This is a genomic window from Protofrankia sp. CiP1_Cm_nod3 (assembly GCF_982290655.1).
The window spans coordinates 103,026-122,475 of sequence record NZ_CEVIVD010000001.1; the positions used below are offsets into that span (position 1 = coordinate 103,026).

Annotated in this window: 14 protein-coding genes; 13 read left to right on the plus strand and 1 reads right to left on the minus strand. The window is 70.6% G+C overall.

Going from position 1 to position 19,450, the window contains the following annotated elements; translation table 11 throughout:
• Positions 1 to 127: 127 nt before the first annotated feature.
• Positions 128 to 1,339 carry an acyl-CoA dehydrogenase family protein gene (locus tag AC5LUJ_RS00440; RefSeq protein WP_250282593.1) on the minus strand — a complete coding sequence of 404 codons (1,212 nt, stop codon included), beginning with the start codon at positions 1,337 to 1,339 and terminating at the stop codon, positions 128 to 130.
• A 627-nt stretch (positions 1,340 to 1,966) separates the two neighbouring features.
• Here AC5LUJ_RS00440 and AC5LUJ_RS00445 point away from each other — a divergent pair.
• The 13 genes from AC5LUJ_RS00445 (at position 1,967) to AC5LUJ_RS00505 (ending at position 19,355) form a co-directional block, all read left to right on the plus strand.
• Positions 1,967 to 2,515, plus strand: a complete 549-nt coding sequence (locus AC5LUJ_RS00445) for a hypothetical protein (RefSeq protein WP_493464300.1) — start codon at positions 1,967 to 1,969, stop codon at positions 2,513 to 2,515.
• Between the two features lie 92 nt (positions 2,516 to 2,607).
• Positions 2,608 to 3,540: an NAD(P)H-dependent flavin oxidoreductase gene (locus AC5LUJ_RS00450; protein WP_493464319.1), complete on the plus strand. Its 933-nt coding sequence runs from the start codon at positions 2,608 to 2,610 to the stop codon at positions 3,538 to 3,540.
• Between the two features lie 7 nt (positions 3,541 to 3,547).
• A complete protein-coding gene (locus tag AC5LUJ_RS00455) occupies positions 3,548 to 5,122 on the plus strand; it encodes an AMP-binding protein (RefSeq protein ID WP_250291064.1) in 1,575 nt (524 codons plus the stop codon).
• A gap of 104 nt (positions 5,123 to 5,226) precedes the next feature.
• Entirely contained in the window at positions 5,227 to 5,751 is a 525-nt protein-coding gene (locus tag AC5LUJ_RS00460; RefSeq protein WP_250282584.1) for a flavin reductase family protein, read from the plus strand.
• Positions 5,752 to 5,798: 47 nt separating this feature from the next.
• Entirely contained in the window at positions 5,799 to 7,310 is a 1,512-nt protein-coding gene (locus AC5LUJ_RS00465) for an aldehyde dehydrogenase family protein (protein ID WP_250282582.1), read from the plus strand.
• A gap of 143 nt (positions 7,311 to 7,453) precedes the next feature.
• Complete coding sequence (locus tag AC5LUJ_RS00470; protein WP_250282580.1) at positions 7,454 to 8,665, plus strand: acetyl-CoA C-acetyltransferase; 1,212 nt, start codon at positions 7,454 to 7,456, stop codon at positions 8,663 to 8,665.
• Between the two features lie 29 nt (positions 8,666 to 8,694).
• The gene (locus AC5LUJ_RS00475; RefSeq protein WP_250282578.1) at positions 8,695 to 10,863 is read left to right on the plus strand and encodes a 3-hydroxyacyl-CoA dehydrogenase NAD-binding domain-containing protein; all 2,169 of its coding nucleotides are present in this window, start codon (positions 8,695 to 8,697) and stop codon (positions 10,861 to 10,863) included.
• 290 nt (positions 10,864 to 11,153) lie between these two features.
• Positions 11,154 to 11,564 (plus strand): hypothetical protein, encoded by a 411-nt coding sequence (locus tag AC5LUJ_RS00480; RefSeq protein WP_250282577.1) that lies wholly within the window; start codon positions 11,154 to 11,156, stop codon positions 11,562 to 11,564.
• Positions 11,565 to 11,793: 229 nt separating this feature from the next.
• Entirely contained in the window at positions 11,794 to 12,948 is a 1,155-nt protein-coding gene (locus tag AC5LUJ_RS00485) for an acyl-CoA dehydrogenase family protein (RefSeq protein ID WP_250282575.1), read from the plus strand.
• A 10-nt stretch (positions 12,949 to 12,958) separates the two neighbouring features.
• Entirely contained in the window at positions 12,959 to 14,593 is a 1,635-nt protein-coding gene (locus AC5LUJ_RS00490) for an acyl-CoA carboxylase subunit beta (protein WP_250282573.1), read from the plus strand.
• Between the two features lie 5 nt (positions 14,594 to 14,598).
• On the plus strand, positions 14,599 to 16,587 hold the full coding sequence (locus AC5LUJ_RS00495; protein WP_250282571.1) for an ATP-binding protein: 1,989 nt from the start codon (positions 14,599 to 14,601) through the stop codon (positions 16,585 to 16,587).
• Positions 16,574 to 17,455 (plus strand): TIGR03084 family metal-binding protein, encoded by an 882-nt coding sequence (locus AC5LUJ_RS00500; RefSeq protein ID WP_250282569.1) that lies wholly within the window; start codon positions 16,574 to 16,576, stop codon positions 17,453 to 17,455. The genes AC5LUJ_RS00495 and AC5LUJ_RS00500 overlap by 14 nt, the downstream gene beginning before the upstream one ends.
• Positions 17,456 to 17,528: 73 nt before the next feature.
• Positions 17,529 to 19,355 carry an acyclic terpene utilization AtuA family protein gene (locus AC5LUJ_RS00505; protein WP_445548351.1) on the plus strand — a complete coding sequence of 609 codons (1,827 nt, stop codon included), beginning with the start codon at positions 17,529 to 17,531 and terminating at the stop codon, positions 19,353 to 19,355.
• Positions 19,356 to 19,450: the final 95 nt, after the last annotated feature.

The following is a 19,450-nucleotide window of genomic DNA, read 5'->3' on the forward strand; positions in this document are numbered from 1 at the left end:
TGGCGGGCCTCGGCGGAGATCACGGCTCCCGGCCGACAGCCCCGCCCCTCGATGGGGACCGCGGCCGGAGCAGCCGCGGTCCCCGCGGGTACGCAGTGCCGAGCAGAGCCGTGGGCCTGGCCGATGCTCAGCCGAGCAGGCCGAGCTCGGACCGGCCGAGCAGGTCGTAGGCCTGGTCGGTGGTCAGCGGGTGGAACGGTCCGCCACGGGCGTCCCGGTAGAGCCGCTCCAGGACGTGCCCGCGCCGGAAGGCCGAGCCGCCGACCAGGCGGAGCGCGGCGTCCGTCACCTTGATCGCCGTCTCGGTCGCGGTGACCTTGGTGACGTCGACGAACGCCGCCCGCGCGATCGGGTTCCACTCGGCGTCACGGCCCTCGATGAGGATCCGGGCGGTCGTCTCCAGCGCCCGGGCCGCCGTCTCCGTCTCCAGCAGAACCTTGCCAAGCCCGTACTGGACGTAGCCGATCCCCTTCAGGGCGACGTCCTTGCCCTCCTGCGTCGCGCCGAGGGACTTCTTCTTGAGGATCTCCCGGGTCTCGGCGTAGGCCTTCTCCGCGAGGCCGAGGTAGACGCCGGAGAAGCTCAGCGACGCCCACTCGAACTCGCCGAAGAGGCCGTTACGGAAGTTGCCGCCGTACGCCGAGGCCGGCACGTAGACCTTGTCGAAGACGAGGGTGTGGGTGCCGGTCGCGCGCATGCCCAGGGTGTCCCAGGTCTCGATGATGCTGATCCCGGGCGTGTCGATCGGGATGACGAAGACGGCCTCGCGGGACGCGTGCTCCTGGAAGTCCTCGGGCAGCTCCCCGGAGGGATCGGTGACGGTGGCGTTGAAGGCGACGATGTCGGCCCCCAGGCAGAGGGTGGCCCAGGTCTTCTTGCCGCTGACGTGCCAGCCGCCCTCACCGTCGGGGACCGCCACGGTGTCGGCGAGACCGGTCAGCCCGGCCCGGTCCTCGCTGAAGGGCCCGCAGACGATCTTGCGCTCGTTGACGACCTCGGCGAAGACCCGCTGCCGGGTCTCCTCGTTCAGCAGGCCACGGAAGATACCGATCATGGTCTGGTGCATGTTGAACGCCAGCGCGATGGCCGGGTCGCCCTTGGCGAGCTCCCTGGACACCAAGGTGGTGGTCCAGATGTCCGCGCCGAGGCCGCCGTACTTCTTCGGGACGGCCAGAGCGGGCAGGCCGCTCTCCTTGTAGATCGGCACGAGCTCGGTCGGAAAGCGGTTCTCGGCATCAGCCCGTGCGCCGGCCTCGGCAAAGTGCTTCGCCACCGAACGGGCTATCTGTATCACCTCGGCTTGTTCGGCCGGGGTTATTTCCACATCGTGCTTCCCCATACCGCAACTCACTCCCAACCATCGACGACCATGTGCTTGCGAAGCCGTTGTGAGCATAATCGAGCCACCGCCGGCTGGAATCTCCCTGCGGGAGAGATTCTGCCCTTCGACGGGGTGACACCCGGTGGGAACCACCTCCTCTCCGGGGGATCGGGGGCCTGGCCGGGCACGTGTCGTCCGGGCCCGGCCACGGTCCGCCACCGCGGCTTCCACGGCTTCCGTCATTATCGCCCCCGCCGTCATTACCCGCGTACGGTAAGCCGGCAGCCGCCGACCGGCGGATGATCGTCCGTGACCGGGTTATCCTGGCGCTGGGACCGCCGCCGGCCTGCTGGTTCAGGCGAAGCGGCACCGGTTCACCCGAAGGAGCACCGTCTTTACCCCCGGGGGATGAGGCGCCGGCCACGAACTGGTTCTACCGTGTGGGACACCTACCCGCCGATCGGGCCGACAGTCTCTTTCTTGAGCTTTCCCGGATTTTCCGGGACCGCGGTACGCAGGAAAAGCTTGATCGTGCCCCTCGGCCCGGCGGAGCCGGCCTGTCCCGGCTTTGCCGGCCTGGCGCTCGTGGGTGTGACCGTCGCCTGGCCCTGGTCGGGCCAACCGGGATCGGAACGGAGTGCGTCGATGAGCCGAGTCACCGAACAGGCCGAACAGTGGGCGCGGGGGATCACGAGTGACACCGACGTGGCGATCTCGCTGTACACGGACGACGTTCGGTACGACGGGGACTGGACGGCCGGTTCGGAGCACGGCCCGGCCGCCGGCGCCGCCGGCCTTCGTGAGCGGCTGGCCGCGTACCCGGAGCGGGACACCGACAGCGGTCCGGAAGGCGCTCGCTTCGAGGTTCTTGAGGCGGTCACGACCACCAGGGGGAACGAGTCACCGTCCGTGACGGTCCTGTGGCGGCAGGACGGTGGGCATCGTGCCGGATACCAGGGCAGCGGATACCAGGGCAGCGGCAGTGGATACCAGGACCCGTCAACCGGCGGCGAGAATCCCCCCGCCCGGGATCAGGCCTGCCGGGACCAAGCCTGGCGGCTGACCGGCACCGACGGCAGAATTGACGGTGAGCCGACCACCTGGAACGACGCCCCGGTATTTCAGCGGATCGGGTCGCCGGCCCCCACGACGCACTCCTGGGAGAAGGATGCCGACCCCGCTTCTTCGGCCTGAACAGGCGGGCCGGAGTTGACAGCGCTTCGCCGATCGTGGAGGTACCGGTGACATTACCGCACGAATGGCACCAACGGCTGAGGCTGCCGGCGGTGGCGGCGCCGATGACCGACGTGTCAGGCCCCGATCTTGTGATCGCCGCCGCCGTGAACGGTATCATCGGCACTTTCCCCACCCACAACGCGAAAAGCGCCGATGAGCTGGACGAATGGCTGGCGCGCATCACAGCGGCGACAAGGGCCGACGAGTCCGCGCCGGCCGCTCCGGTGGGTGCCAACCTCGTCGTGCACCGTTCCAACGCGCGGCTCGCCAGCGACCTGGACAGCCTGCTGCGGCACCGCCCGGAGATCGTCATCACCAGCGTCGGCTCGCCCTCGGCGGTGGTCGGGCCGCTGCACGACGCCGGCATCCTGGTGCTGGCGGACGTGGCGAGCATACGCCATGCCCACAAGGCGATCGAAGCCGGGGTGGACGGCCTGGTGCTGCTGTCCGCCGGCGCCGGTGGGCAGACCGGGTGGGCCAACCCGCTCTCCTTCGTACGGGCCCTGCGGAGTGACTACGACGGGATCCTGGTCCTGGCCGGCGGCATCAGCGACGGCTACAGCGTGCTGGCCGCCCGCGCCGCCGGCGCCGACCTGGCCTATCTCGGCACCCGGTTCATCGCCACCACCGAGAGCCTGGCCTCCGATGCGTACCGGCAGGCCGTCGTCGAGGCCACCCTCGATGACGTCACCACATCGGTGCAGGTCAGCGGCTTGCAGGCCAACGTACTCAGAAGCTGGCTTGAGGCTCAGGACATCACGCCGGCCCCACCCGCCGGGGCGGCCGGCGAGGCTTCTCCCGGTTTCGCCCAGGACCGGCTGCTCGCCCAGCGCAACGTCTGGGCGGCTGGCCACTCGGTGTCCGGCATCGACGAGGTTCTCGACATCCCGAAGCTGGCGGAGCGGCTTGCCCGCGAATACCAGCAGGCCCAGGACCTGCTGCTACCGGCGGCAGCGGACGGCATTTCCAGAAAGTGGAGGTAGAGCACGCATGTGGGGCACGCTGCCAACGGTTTTCGACCGGGTCACCCTGTATTACGCCGACTCAACGGCGATCATCGATGGTGATCGCCGGCTGACATACCGGCAGACACAGCAGTGGGCCAACCGGGTCGCGAACGGGCTCATCGCGTTAGGGGTAGGCAAGGGGGAGCGGGTCGGCCTGCTCCTGCCCAACGTCCTGGAGTTCATCCCGAGCCAGCACGGCATCTGGAAGGCCGGAGCGGTGCTGGTGCAGCTGCCCACCCGGGCCGCCGCCGCCGGCCACCGCAGCAACCTGAAGCAGGCCGACGCGACCACGCTCATCTACCACGCGCAGTTCGACTCGACCGTCGCCGAGGTGGTGGCCGGGCTGCCCGAGCTGCGCCACGTCATCCGGCTCGACGACGGCCGCGGGCCCGCGGAGACGACCGTCGCCGGTGTCCTCGACTACGCGAAGCACTTCGAGGCGCAGCCGGACACGCCCCCCTCGGTGGAGATCGACGAGCACGACGAGGCATACGTGCTGTTCACCTCCGGCAGCACCGGTGAGCCGAAGGGTGTGATCAACTCCCACTTCACCTGGGCGCACTACAGCATCACCGCCGGCCTGGAGATCGGTGACATCCGGCCCGGTGAGATCTTCGCCCACGGCGCTCCGCTGACCCACTTCACCCAGATCTTCGTGCTGCCGACCTTCCTGCGCGGCGGCACGAACGTGATGCTGCCGGGGCTGGACGTCAACACCCTGCTCGAGAGGATCGAGAAGGAGAAGGTGACGGCCACGGCCCTGGTCCCGACCATCATCTACCTGCTGCTCGACCACCCGGACCGGAAGAAGTTCGACCTCTCGTCGCTCAACACCATCGTCTACGCGGGTGCCCCGATCGCTCCGGAGCGGCTGCGTGAGGCGCTCGACGTGTTCGGCCCGATCTTCATCCAGGCCTACGCCGGCACCGAGCCGGGGTACGTCTCCAGCCTGCGCAAGCAGGACCACCGGGTGGACACCGAGCAGGACATCAAGCGGCTGGCGTCGGCCGGGCGGCCCCTGCCGTACGTGGCGGTGACCATCCAGGACGACGACGACCGCCCGCTGCCCGTCGGCGAGGTCGGCGAGGTCACCTCCAAGCAGCTCGGCCAGATGCTCACCTACGTCGACGCCTCGCGTAACTCGGAGGCGCTGCGCGACGGCTGGGTGCACACCGGGGACATCGGCTACTTCGACGAGGACGGCTTCCTCTACATCGTCGACCGCAAGAAGGACCTGGTGGTCAGCGGTGGCTTCAACGTCTTCCCGCGGCAGGTGGAGGACGTGCTGCTGACCCATCCGGCGGTCGCCCAGGCGGCTGTTTTCGGTATCCCGCACCCGAAGTGGGGCGAGGCCGTGCACGCCGTCGTGGTCACCCGGTCCGGGCAGCAGGCCGACGAGAGCGAGCTGATAAACCACGTCAAGCGCGAGCTGGGCAGTGTGCCCGCGCCCAAATCGATAGAGTTCACCGACCAACTGCCGGTCAACCCGGCCGGGAAGGTCGACAAGAAAACGATTCGCGCGCCCTACTGGGCCGGTCGGGCCCGTCAGATCGGGTAATTCCACCGCCCGCCGGCCGGCGTTCGCCCTGGCCCCGTGACCAGGACGAACGCCGGACCGATCGGCGCGAGACGAGGAAGAGCCCCTAAGCCATGGGAATGACGATGAGTTCTCAAAGCCGTACCGGCCATCCCGCCCCGGAGGCTCCCCTGGTGGACCCCGCCCATTTTCGCGAGGTCCTTTCACGCTTCGCGAGCGGGGTCGTCGTTGTGACGGCGGTCGCCGGGGACCAGCCGGCCGGCCTGACCTGCCAGTCGTTCACGTCGCTGTCCCTGCAGCCACCGCTGGTGCTGTTCTGCCCGGCCAAGTCGTCCACGTCCTGGCCCGCGGTGGCGGCGGCGGGAAACCTGTGCATCAACATTCTGAGCGAGGGGCAGGACGAGCTCAGCAACGGGTTCGCGCGCAGCGGCACGGACAAGTTCGCCGGTGTCGGCTGGACGCTGCTGCCCAACGGCGCGCCGGCGCTGGACAGCGCCGTCGCCCACATCGGTGCCCGGATCGCCACCGTCTACGACGGCGGTGACCACCACATCGTCACCTGCCACGTGGAGTCCCTCCAGACCCCCGGGGAGCGCGATCCGCTCCTCTACTACCGGAGCAGGTATCGGCGCATCCGGTCGCTGGACTAGCCTGGCCGGTCGTCATCGCAAGCCATCCGCGTCCAAAGGAGGACAAGGTGTCCGTACCGCATTACGGGTTGTTCATCGACGGAGAGTGGGTCGACTCCGCCGAGAAGTACGAGATTCGCAGTCCCGCGACGGACGAGCTGGTGGCGACGGTCGCCAAGGGCGGGACCGGCGACGTCGACCGGGCGGTCGCCGCCGCCAGGGCCGCGCACGAGGCGGGGCAGTGGCGGCGCACCCCGCCGCAGGAGCGCGCCGCGCTGCTGCACGCGGTCGCGGACAACCTGGAGAAGCGTCTCCAGGAGCTGGCGGCCCTGCAGACCCGGGAGAACGGCGCGACGATCCGCGTCACCGGGGCCCTGCACCTCGGCCTGTCCATCGCCCAGCTGCGCTATATCGCCGACCTCGCGACGACCTACGAGTTCGAGAAGAGCGGGCCGGAGATCGGGCCGCTCCCGGCCGTGGGCGTGCTGCGCCGCGAGCCGCTGGGCGTGGTGGCCGCGATCGTGCCGTGGAACATCCCGCTGCTGGTCATCGTCTGGAAGGTCGGCCCGGCGCTGGCCGCGGGCAACACCGTCGTGCTCAAGCCCGACGAGCACTCGCCGCTGGTGGCGCTCGAGCTGGTCAAGGAGTTCGAGGCCGCCGGCCTGCCCAAGGGCGTGCTGAACATCGTCACCGGCGACGGCGACCCGGTGGGCGCCCACCTCAGCGGCCACCCGGACGTCCGCAAGGTGGCCTTCACCGGCTCCACCGAGGTGGGCAAGAGCATCCTGGGCAAGTCCGCCGACACGGTCAAGCGGGTCACCCTCGAGCTCGGCGGCAAGGGGCCGAACATCGTCCTCGACGACGCGGACGTGCCGCTGGCCGTCGACGGGGCGCTGTTCGCGGCCCTGGCCAACAACGGGCAGGCCTGCGAGGCGGGAACCAGGCTGCTGGTGCCGAACAGCCTGAAGGAGCAGTTCCTCACCAGGCTGGTGGAGCGGGCGAAGACCCTCAAGCTCGGCAACCCGCTGGACCTCGCCACCGACGTCGGCCCGCTGATCAGCAAGCGGCAGCGGGACCGCGTCCTGGGCTACATCGAGTCCGCCCGGGCCGAGGGAGCCACCATCGCGCTCGGCGGCGGGGTGCCGCAGGGGCCGGAGTTCGCCGTCGGGAACTGGGTGGAGCCGACCATCGTCACGGACGTCACCAACGACCAGCGCATCGCCCGCGAAGAGGTCTTCGGCCCGGTGCTGACGGTGCTGACCTACGACTCCGTGGACGAGGCCGTCAAGATCGCCAACGACACGAACTACGGCCTGTCGGCCGGCGTGTGGGGGCGTGACGAGTCCCGGGCGCTGGAGGTGGCCCGGCAGCTGGAAGCCGGCATGGTCTACGTCAACGACTGGCACGTGATCAACCCGGCCTACCCGTTCGGTGGCTACAAGCAGAGCGGTCTGGGACGCGAGGGCGGCCCGAACGCGCTCGACGCCTACACCGAGCAGAAGTACATCACGGTCGACCGCAGCGGCGGGCTGGAGAACCGGGCGGCGTTCGCCCTGGTACTCGGGACGCCGCCCGCATAAGTGACGGGCCTGAAGGAACCAGCGCGGTGCCGGCGCCCCGTCGGCACCGCGCGCCGGTGCCGACGGCGGGCCCGGCCGGCGCAGGCCGGCACGCGTGACTGCCGTCGGCGGTGCCGGCGACATCCCAGGAAGGGAACCTGATCGTGTCAGCCGAGGCGTACATCTACGAGGCGGTTCGGACCCCTCGAGGAAAGGGAAAGAAAGGGGCGCTGCATGGCACGAAGCCGCTGGACCTCGTAGTAGGCCTCATCGACGAGGTCAAGCAGCGGCTTCCGCAGCTGGACCCGGCCTACGTCGACGACGTGGTCCTGGGGGTTGTCTCCCCGATCGGGGACCAGGGCGGTGACATCGCGAAGGCGGCGGCGATCGCCGCCGGCCTGCCGGACACGGTGGGCGGGATACAGGTCAACCGTTTCTGCGCCTCGGGCCTGGAAGCGACCAACATCGCGGCCCAGAAGGTACGCTCGGGCTGGGACCGGCTGGTCCTCGCCGGTGGCGTCGAGTCGATGTCGCGGGTGGGGATCCTCTCCGACGGCGGCCCGCTGTTCAACGACCCGGTCACGACCTACGACCACTACTTCGTCCCGCAGGGCATCGGCGCCGACCTGATCGCCACCATCGAGGGCTTCAGCCGCGAGGACGTGGACGCGTACGCCGTGCGCTCGCAGGAGCTCGCGGACACGGCCTGGCGCAACGGCTACTTCGCGCGCTCGGTGGTACCGGTCAGGGATGTCAACGGCGTCGTGATCCTCGACCACGACGAGCACCGCCGGCCCAGCTCGACGGTGGAGTCCCTCGGCGCGCTGAAGCCGTCCTTCGAGGGGCTCGGCCGCTCGGGCGGGTTCGACGCCGTCGCGCTGCAGAAGTACCACGAGGTCGAGAAGATCAACCACGTCCACACCGGGGGGAACTCCTCGGGCATCGTCGACGGCGCGTCGCTGTTGCTCATCGGCAGCGAGCAGGCGGGCCGGGACCTCGGCCTGACACCGCGCGGCAGGGTCGTCGCCACCGCGATCAGCGGCTCCGACCCGACCATCATGCTGACCGGGCCGAAGCCGGCGACGGAGAAGGTGCTTGCCACCGCCGGGCTGACCCTGGACGACATCGACATCTTCGAGCTCAACGAGGCCTTCGCGTCGGTGGTGCTCAAGTGGGTCAGGGATCTGAAGATCCCCGAGGAGAACGTGAACGTCAACGGCGGGGCGATCGCGATGGGGCACCCGCTCGGTGCCACCGGCGGGATGCTGGTCTCCACCGTGCTCGACGAGCTCGAGCGCAGGGAGCAGCGCCGAGGGCTCATCACGCTGTGCATCGGCGGCGGTATGGGCGTGGCCACGATCATCGAGCGCGTGTGATCATGTCGACGGATACGGGTGGACCGACTATGGCGTACACAGAAACCATCCAGTGGGCGCAGGACCCCGACGGCGTCGTCGTGCTGACCCTGGATGACCCGCAGGCTTCGGCGAACACCCTCAACCGGGACTTCGTCGAGTCGTTGCAGGCGGCCGTCGACAGGCTCGGGCGGGAGAAGGAGACGATCACCGGCGTCGTTCTCACGTCCGCGAAGAAGACCTTCTTCGCCGGCGGCAACCTCAACGAGCTCAAGGCGCTGCGCAAGGAGGACGCCGCGGAGTTCACGGCGCACCTCAACCGGATCAAGGGGCTGCTGCGCGCCCTGGAGACCTTCGACCGGCCGGTCGTGGCCGCCTTCAACGGCGCCGCCCTCGGCGGCGGCCTCGAGCTCGGGCTGGCCACCCACCACCGGATCGCCGCCGACGTCCCGGGCAACCAGATCGGCCTGCCCGAGGTCGGGCTCGGGCTGCTGCCCGGCTGCGGCGGGGTGGTACGGACCGTGCGCACCCTCGGCGTCGTCGACGCCCTGAACAAGGTGCTGCTGCCCGGCACCCGGTTCAGCCCGGCCGACGCCCTCGAGGCCGGCCTGGTCGACGAGGTCGTGGCGAGCATCCCCGAGCTGCTCCCCCGGGCCAAGGAATGGATCCAGAAGAACCCCGAGGCGCGTCAGCCGTGGGACGTCAAGGGCTTCCAGATCCCCGGTGGGGCGCCGGACTCCCCGTCGCTGGCGCCAGTCCTGCCCAGCCTGACGGCCAAGCTGCGCGCCCAGCTCGGCGGCTCGCCGCTGCAGGCGCCGCGGGCCATCGTCGCCGCCGCCGTGGAGGGCGCGCAGGTCGACGTCGACACGGCGTCGCTGATCGAGACCCGGTACCTGATCCACCTGGCCACCGGCCAGGTGGCCAAGAACCTGATCCAGGCGTTCTTCTTCGACACCCAGCACATCAAGGCCGGTGGCAGCCGGCCGGCCGGGTTCGACCGCTTCCAGGCGCGCAAGGTCGGTGTCCTCGGGGCCGGGATGATGGGCGCGGGCATCGCCTACGCGGCGGCGAAGGCCGGGATCGAGGTGGTCCTCAAGGACGTCAGCCTCGCCGCCGCCGAGCGTGGCAAGGCCGGTGTGGAGAAGACCCTCTCCAGGGCGGTGGCCAAGGGGAAGACCTCGCAGGAGCAGGCGGACGCGGTACTCGGCCGCATCCTGCCGACGGAGGACCCGGCCGACTTCGCCGGGGTCGACTTCGTCGTCGAGGCGGTCTTCGAGAGCGCCGAGCTCAAGCACAAGGTCTTCGGCGAGATCGAGGAGATCGTCGACCCGGACGCGGTCCTCGGGTCGAACACCTCGACCCTGCCGATCACCCTGCTGGCGCAGGGGGTCCAGCGGCCGGAGGACTTCATCGGCATCCACTTCTTCTCGCCGGTCGACCGGATGGCCCTGGTCGAGATCATCAAGGGTGAGCGCACCTCGGAGCGCACCCTGGCCAGGGTCTTCGACTTCGTGCAGCAGATCCGCAAGACGCCCATCGTCGTCAACGACAGCCGTGGGTTCTTCACCAGCCGGGTCATCATCGCCTTCCTCAACGAGGCGGTCGCGGCCGTCGGTGACGGCATCGCGCCCGCCAGCATCGAGCAGGCCGCGTTGCAGGCCGGCTATCCCGCCGGCGCGCTGCAGCTCATCGACGAGCTCACGCTGACCCTGCCGAGGAAGATCCGCCAGGAGGCCAGGGCCGCGGTCGAGGCCGCCGGCGGGGTCTGGAAGGAGCACGCGGCGGAGGCGGTCATCGACCGGCTGATCGACGAGTTCGGGCGGCCGGGCCGTTCCGGCGGCGCCGGTTTCTACGAATACGACGGCTCCGGCCGCCGGCAGGGACTGTGGCCGGGCCTTCATGAGGCGTTCCGGGTGCCGGGCCGCGCGATCCCGTTCGAGGATCTCAAGGAGCGGCTGCTGTTCGCCGAGACGCTGGAGGCCGTCCGCGCGCGGGACGAGGGTGTCATCACCTCGATACCCGATGCCAACATCGGCTCGTTGTTCGGCATCGGTTTCCCCTCGTGGACCGGTGGGGTGTTCCAGTACATCAACCAGTACAAGGGCGGGACAGCCGGGTTCGTGGCGCGGGCGAACGAGCTGGCCGAGCGTTACGGCGAGCGGTTCACCCCGCCGGAGTCCCTGGTACGGGCGGCGGCCGCGGGCGCGTCGTACGAATAGGGGAGACCGGCAGTGTAGAAGAAGACCGCTGTACGTGTGACAGCGCCGTCATGCGTACAGCAGGACGCCGTGCCGCCGGGCAGTACGGCGGCACATGTCCGTGATGTTTTTCGTGCCGCAGCCTGTGTCGCGCGGCTGGAAGCCTTTGAGGGAAGCCTTCGAGGGAAGCCTCTGCGGGAAGCCTTTGAGGGGAAACGAAGCCAGGATGGAAGGAGTGGATGTCGGTGTCCGTGGGGCTGAGCATCAGGCCGGATGCAGTCGATGACGGCCGGCTGCCTGATGGTGACCAGGTGGGGCAGCCTGGTCCGCGGGAGCAGGGGAGGGCGCGTAAGCGCTCGTTCAGCGCCGATTACAAACTGGCGATCCTGGCGGAGTACGAGGCGGCGACATCACCGGGTGCGAAGGGCGCCATTCTGCGCCGGGAGCAGCTCTACGCCGCGCACATCGCGGTGTGGCGCCGGGCCCGGGACGCCGGTGCGCTGGCGGAGCTGTCCCGGCCGATCGGCCGGCCGCCGGCGGATGTCCGGGACACCGAGCTGGCCGAACTGCGGGCGAAGAACGGGCGACTGGAGAAGGAGCTGGCGAAGGCCCGGCTCGTGATCGACGTCCAGGGAAAACTGCACGCGCTCTTGGCGACGTTGTCCAGGAGCGCGCCCAGCGACGTCGGTACACCGGCCTTCTCACAGAAGCAGAACGGCTGATAGCGGACGCAATGGCCGTGCTGGTGCCGCAGATCGGTGTGACAGCGGCCTGTGTCGCGGTCGGCCGCTCCCGGTCCACGTACTATCGGCGTTACCGGGAAAGCTCGTGCCCGTCACAACATCTGCCCGGGGAAGGCTGGCGAGTGGCGGCGGCCGACGAGTCCGTGACCCAGGGGATATGACCACGCTGCTCCTGGCCACGAGCTGACGAACAATCCTTGGAGACGGTGTGGACTTCGGTGAGGACGCGGAGCTGCGGGCTCTGCGGGAGACGGTCGCGGCGATCTCCAAACCGTTCGGTGGCACCTACTACACCGAGCGTTCGCAGGCCAGAAAGCCGACCAGTGAGATATGGGCGGCGCTTGCCGAAGCGGGCTTCATAGGCGTGAACCTCCCCGAGGAGTACGGCGGCGGGGGCGGCGGCATCGTGGAGCTCGCCGCCGTCTGCGAGGAGAGCGCGGCGGCGGGCTGCCCGCTGCTGCTCCTGCTCGTCTCGTCGGCGATCTCCGGCGAGGTGATCGCCCGTTTCGGCAGCGCCGGCCAGAAGGAGCGCTGGCTGCCGGGCCTGTCCTCGGGCGCACACAAGATCGTCTTTGCCATCACCGAGCCCGACGCGGGCTCGAACACCCACCGGATCTCGACCCGGGCCGTCCGGGATGGCGACGACTGGCTCCTCACCGGCCAGAAGTACTACATTTCCGGTTTTGACGACGCCGCCGCCGTACTGGTGGTGGCCCGTACCGGCACCGACGAGGCCAGCGGCCGGGCCCGCCTGTCGCTGTTCGTCGTGCCGACCGGTACTCCCGGTCTGACCGCCCACCCGCTGCCGGTTGCCGCGCAGGTTCCCGAGCGGCAGTTCACCCTCTTCTTCGACAACGCCCGGGTTGCCTCCGAGGCGCTTGTCGGCGACGAGGGGGACGGGTTCCGGCAGGTCTTCCACGGCCTGAACCCGGAGCGGATCACCGGCGCCGCGCTGTGCGTGGGAATCGCCCGGTACGCGCTGGGCAGGGCCGTCGACTACGCGCGCAACCGGCAGGTGTGGGACCAGCCGATCGGTACCTACCAGGGGATCTCGCATCCGCTGGCGAAAGCGAAGATCGAAACCGATCTCGCCGCACTGATGACCCGCAAGGCCGCCTGGGCGCACGACCAGGGCCTGCCTGCGGGAGAACCGTCGAACATAGCGAAGTACGCCGCCGCGGAGGCCGCGCTCGCCGCGGTGGACCAGGCTATTCAGACCCATGGTGGTAACGGCATGTCCGTCGAGTACGGTCTGGTGCCGCTGTGGGGGCTGGCCCGAATTCTGCGCATCGCGCCGGTCAACCGGGAAATGATTCTCAATTACGTCGCGCAGCACAGCCTCGGCCTTCCTCGGTCGTACTGAGGGGATGTACATGACGATCGTCGCCACCCACCCCAGGGCAGTCGAAGGCACCCCATTGCGGTCCCGCCTCGACACCGCCTCGGAGCTGTACCGCACCAACCGTGCGGCCCAGCTGAAGTTTCTGGCCGAGCTCGACGACCAGTTGGATCTCGCGCGGGCAGGCGGTGGAGAACGTTACCGGCAGCGGCACCACGACAGGGGCCGGCTGCTGGTACGTGAGCGGATCGAGCTGTTGCTCGACCGCGACGCCCCGTTCCTGGAACTGTCCACACTCGCCGCCTGGGGCAGTGAGTTCGCTGTCGGGGCAAGCGTCGTCACCGGCATCGGAGTGGTCTCCGGTGTCGAGGTCGTGATCCTCGGACATGATCCGACCGTGCGCGGCGGCGCGATGAACCCCTACTCGTTGAAGAAGACGCTGCGCGCGCTCGAGATCGCCCGGCGCAACCGGCTGCCGGTGGTGAACCTCGTCGAGTCCGGCGGCGCCGACCTGCCGAACCAGGCCGACCTGTTCGTCCAGGCCGGGAAGATCTTCCACGACCTGTCCGAGCTCTCGGCGCTGGGCATTCCGACCATCGCGCTCGTCTTCGGCAACTCCACCGCGGGCGGTGCGTACGTACCGGGCATGTGTGACTACACCGTGCTCGTGGACCAGCAGGCCAAGGTGTTCCTCGGCGGCCCCCCGCTGGTGAAGATGGCCACCGGCGAGGAGTCGAACGACGAGGACCTCGGCGGTGCCGCGATGCACGCCCGGGTCTCCGGGCTCGCCGACCACTTCGCCGTCGACGAGCAGGACGCGATCCGCATCGGCCGGCGCATCCTCTCCGAGATCAACTGGCGGAAGCTCGGCCCCGGCCCGAGCCTGCCGGCCGACCCGCCCCTCTACGACCCCGAGGAACTGCTCGGGATCGCGCCGTCGGACTTCCGTGTCCCCTTCGACCCACGCGAGGTGCTCGCCCGGGTCGTCGACGGCTCCCGTTTCGGTGAGTACAAGCCGGACTACGGCACGAGCATCGTGACCGGCTGGGCCTCCATCCACGGCTTCCCGGTCGGGGTGCTGGCCAATGCCAACGGCGTGCTGTTCAGCGAGGAGGCCAAGAAGGCCTCGGAGTTCATCCTGCTGGCCAACCAGGCCGACACGCCGCTGGTGTTCCTGCAGAACACCACCGGCTACATGGTCGGCGCGGCCTACGAGCAGGGCGGCATCATCAAGGACGGCGCCAAGATGATCAACGCCGTCACCAACAGCCGCGTACCGCACCTGACCGTCAACATGGCCGCCTCGTTCGGCGCCGGCAACTACGGCATGTCCGGCCGGGCGTACGACCCGCGGCTGATGTTCGCCTGGGTGGGCGCCAAGTGCGCCGTCATGGGCGCCGCCCAGCTCGCCGGCGTGCTGTCGATCGTCGGCAAGGCCGCGGCCGCCGCGGCCGGCCGGCCGTTCGACCAGGAGGCCGACGACCGGCGCCGCGAGGAGATCGAAGGCCAGATCAGCGCCGAGTCACACTCGTTCTTCATGAGTGGCAAGCTCTACGACGACGGTGTCCTCGACCCCCGTGACACCCGCACCGTGCTCGGTATCGCCCTGTCCGCCGCTCATTCGGGCCCGATCGAGGGGCGCCGCGGCTACGGCGTCTTCAGGATGTGAGTGTTGTGGTCACCAAACTGCTGATTGCCAACCGCGGTGAGATCGCCTCGAGGATCATCCGCACCGCCCACGAGCTGGACATCGCCACGGTCGCGGTCTTCTCCGACCCGGACGCCGACGCCCCGTTCGCCCGCGAGGCCGACGAGGCGGTCCGGCTGCCCGGCGCGACCCCGACCGAGACGTACCTGCGCGGCGACCTGGTGATCGCCGCCGCCCAGCGCACCGGGGCCGACGCGATCCACCCCGGCTACGGCTTCCTGTCGGAGAACGCCGACTTCGCCCGGGCCTGCGCCGCCGCCGGCATCACCTTCATCGGGCCGCCCCCGGACGCCATCGACGCGATGGGGTCGAAGACCAGGGCGAAGGAGCTGATGGACAAGGCCGGCGTGCCCGTCCTGCCCGGCCTGGTCATCGACTCCGACCTGCTCGCCGACGGCGGCCAGCTCGCCCAGGCCGCCGCGGACCTGGCGTTCCCGCTGCTGGTCAAGGCCGCCTACGGCGGTGGCGGGCGCGGCATGCGCATCGTCCGCCAGGTCGACGAGCTCGCGGAGGCGGTCGCCGGCGCGCAGCGCGAGGCGGCCTCGGCGTTCGGCAACGCGACGGTGTTCCTGGAGCACTACGTCGAGCGCCCCCGGCACATCGAGGTGCAGATCTTCGCCGACCAGCACGGCAACGCGGTGCACCTGTTCGAGCGGGAGTGCTCCATCCAGCGCCGCTACCAGAAGATCATCGAGGAGGCGCCCTCGGTCGCCGTCGACGACGAGCTGCGCGAGCGCCTCGGCTCGGCCGCGGTCGCCGCCGCGAACGCGATCGGCTACGTCGGCGCCGGGACGGTGGAGTTCGTCCTCGACCAGCAGGGGCAGTTCTTCTTCCTCGAGGTGAACACCCGGCTGCAGGTCGAGCACCCGGTCACCGAGGAGATCACCGGCCTCGACCTGGTCCGCGCCCAGCTGCTGGTCGCCGAGGGCGCGCCCCTGCCCGACGAGCTGCGCCAGGCGCGCATCAACGGGCACGCCATCGAGGTCCGGCTGTACGCCGAGGACGTCCCGGCCGGCTTCCTGCCGGCGACCGGGACGGTGCACCGCTTCGAGGTGCCGGCGCTCACGGGCATCCGCGTCGACAGCGGGATCACCGACGGGTCGGTGATCGGCGTGCACTACGACCCGATGCTCGCCAAGATCATCGCCTATGGCCCGACCCGGGCGGACGCCATCCGCCGCCTCGGCCGGGCCCTCGCCCGCACCCGGGTGGACGGCGTGACCACCAACCGTGAGCTGCTGGTGGGCATCCTGCGGGAGGAGGAGTTCCGCGCCGGCGCCATCGACACCGGGTACCTCAACCGCCACGACCCGGTGGCGCTGAGCACCCCGCCCCTGCCCGACGACGTCCTCGCGACCCATCTGCTGGCGGCCGCCCTCACCGCCGCCACCCGGCGCCGGGCGAACGCGGTGCTGCCGACCCTGCCGCCGGGGTGGCGCAACGTCCCGACCGAGCCCCAGCGCACCGTGCTGGAGGTGGCCGGCAAGGCGATCGAGGTCCGCTACCGCCAGTACGGCGACCGGGTCAAGGCCAGCGTGGACGGCCGCCCGCTGGAGGCGCTGGTCCACCGCGTCGACACCGGCCTGGTCGACATCACCGTCGACGATGTCCGCGCGACCGTGTACGTGACCCGTGACGGGGCGGTCTTCCACCTCGACGGCCGCGGCGCCTCGACCGTGGCGCGGGAGGTTCCGCGGTTCGTCGAGCCGGGCGCGAACGTCGCCCCGGGCTCGCTGGTCGCGCCCATGCCGGGCACGGTCGTCCGCGTCGTCGTGGAGGAGGGCGCGACCGTCACCACCGGTGACGTGGTGCTGGTCCTGGAAGCGATGAAGATGGAGCACACGGTGACCGCGCCCCAGGACGGCGTCGTGGTGGAGATCAACGCGCGCCAGGGCCAGACCGTCGACGGCGGCCATGTCCTGGCCGTGCTCGCCGCCGACGGTGAGCAGCCATGACGGCACCCGTCACCCACGCCCCGGACGGGCCGGTGGCCTGGCGGCGCCCGCCGGCCCGGAGCGGGCGCTGATGGCCGCCGACATCGGCCCGCTGCTGGCCGACCTGGCAGCCGAGACCGAGGAACTGACGGCTCTGCTGCGCGGCCTTGACGAGCCCGGCTGGCGCACGCCGACACCGGCCGCCGGCTGGGACATCAAGGACCAGGTCAGCCACCTGGCGTACTTCGACGACGTGACAGTGCTCGCCGCGACCGACCCGGACCGCTTCGACGCCGAGGCGAAGAAGCTGACCGATCTCGGTGACGACTTCGCCGCGCACGTCGCCCGGTGGTACCGGGACCGTTCCGGCGGTGAGCTGCTCACCTGGTTCGAGCAGGCGCGCGGCGCCCTGCTGGACACGCTGGGGGCGGTCGAGCCCGGGACGAAGCTGCGCTGGTTCGGCCCGCCGATGAGCGCCCCGAGCTCCGCCACCGCCCGGCTGATGGAGACCTGGGCGCACGGGCAGGACGTCGCCGACGCCCTGGGGGCGCGGCGCGAGCCGACCGCCCGGCTGCGCCACATCGCGCACCTCGGCGTCGCCACGATCCGCTGGAGCTTCGCCGTGCGGCAGCTGCCCCCGCCCGACAGCCCGGTCCGGGTCAGCCTCACCGCCCCCGACGGCTCGCTCTGGCAGTGGGGGCCGCCGGAGGCGGCCGATGTCATCACCGGCCCGGCGCTCGACTTCTGCCTGCTGGTCACCCAGCGCCGCCACCACGCGGACCTCGGCCTGCGGGCCACCGGGGCCACCGCGGCCCGCTTCCTCGAGATCGCCCAGGTCTTCGCCGGGCCGCCGGGCCCCGGGCGTCCCCGCGGCGGGGAGAAGCCGTGACCGCGGCCCCCCTCATCGGTCCGGCTCTCTCGCCGGCCCTCTCGTCGGCCCCCGCGTCGACCTTGCAGGAAGGATGGTGCCGCACGTGACCACACCGGCTGTACCGGCCACGCCGGCCACGCCGGGCGCACCGCGGCGTCCGGTGCGCATCGCCAACTGCTCGGGTTTCTACGGGGACCGTATCGACGCCGCGAAGCAGATGGTCGACGGCGGCCCGATCGACGTGCTGACCGGCGACTACCTCGCCGAGCTGACGATGCTGATCCTGTGGAAGGCCCGGCGCCGTGACCCCGGGGCCGGGTACGCCCGCACCTTCCTCACCCAGCTCGAGCAGGTGCTCGCCACCAGCCTGGAGCGCGGCATCAGGATCGTCGCCAACGCCGGCGGCCTCAACCCCCAGGGGCTGGCCGAGAAGGTGGCCGAGCTCGCCGCGCGCCTCGGCCTGTCCCCCCGCGTCGCCTACGTCACCGGTGACGATCTCGTGGGCCGCATCGACGAGCTGCAGGCGGCCGGCGAGCCGTTCGTCAACATAGACACCGGGCGCAAGCTCGCCGAGCTGGGTGTGCAGCCGGTGACCGCCAACGCCTACCTCGGCGGCTGGGGCATCGCCGCCGCGCTGGAGGCGGGCGCCGACATCGTCGTGACACCCCGGGTGACCGACGCGTCCCTCGTGGTCGGCCCCGCGGCCTGGTGGCACGGCTGGGAACGCACCGACTGGGACCAGCTCGCCGGAGCGGTCGCGGCCGGCCATGTGATCGAGTGCGGCCCGCAGGCCTGCGGCGGCAACTACGCGTTCCTGTCGGAGGTCACCGACCGGCGCTACCCGGGGTTCCCCATCGCGGAGGTGGCCGCCGACGGCAGCAGCGTCATCACCAAGCACGCCGACACCGGCGGCCTGGTCTCGGTCGGCACGGTCACGGCCCAGCTGCTCTACGAGATCGCCGGCCCCGCGTACGCCAACCCCGACGTCGTCGCCCACTTCGACACCGCCGAGCTGACGCAGCAGGGCCCGGACCGGGTGCTGCTGAGCGGCACCCGCGGCAGCGCCCCGTCGGACAAGCTGAAGGTCGCCGTGAACTACCTCGGCGGCTACCGCAACACGATGACCCTGGTCATCACCGGTCTCGACATCGAGGAGAAGGCCGCCTGGGCCCGCCAGGAGCTGTTCGACATCCTCGGCGGCGAGGACTCCTTCGACGCCGTCGACGTGCGGCTGCTGCGTTTCGACCACGACAACGCCGAGACCAACGCGCTGGCGGCCGCGCACCTGCAGGTCACGGTCAAGGACCGGGACCCGGCACGCGTCGGGCGCTCCTTCTCGAACGCGACCATGGCCCTCCCGCTGGGGGGCTACGCCGGCTTCCACACCACGACACCGCCCACCGGCGAGAGCGCGTACGGCGTCTACTGGCCCGCGCTCGTCTCCCGGGATGTCGTCACCCAGCGTGTCGTGCTCGATGACGGCTCCGAGCTCGTCATCGAGCACAGCCCGTCGGCGCCGCAGCCCCCGGCCGCGCAGGAGGAGCCGGTGGGCGCGACAGCCACCCCCGCGGCGGGCACGGGCGGACGGGTGCGGGTCCCGCTCGGGCGGCTGGCCGGCGCCCGCTCCGGGGACAAGGGCGGCAACGCGAACGTGGGCATCTGGGCCCGGGACGACGCCACCTACGCCTGGCTCGCCGCCGAGCTGACCACACGGAAGTTCGTCGAGCTGGTCCCGGAGGCCGCCGGCCTTCAGGTGCACAGGTACGAGCTGGCGAACCTGCGCGCGCTCAACTTCGTCGTCGTCGGGCTGCTGGGGGAGGGGGTCGCCTCGGCGACCCGCCCCGACCCGCAGGCGAAGGGCTTCGGCGAGTACGTACGTTCTCGCCACATCGACGTACCCGCCGAGCTCGTCCGGTAGGAACGATCCCCGCCGGCGGAAGCCCGGCGGGAACGCGGCGGGGACACGCGACGCCTGGTTCGTCGCGGTGGTCCCCGCCGTACCGGTTGGGCCGG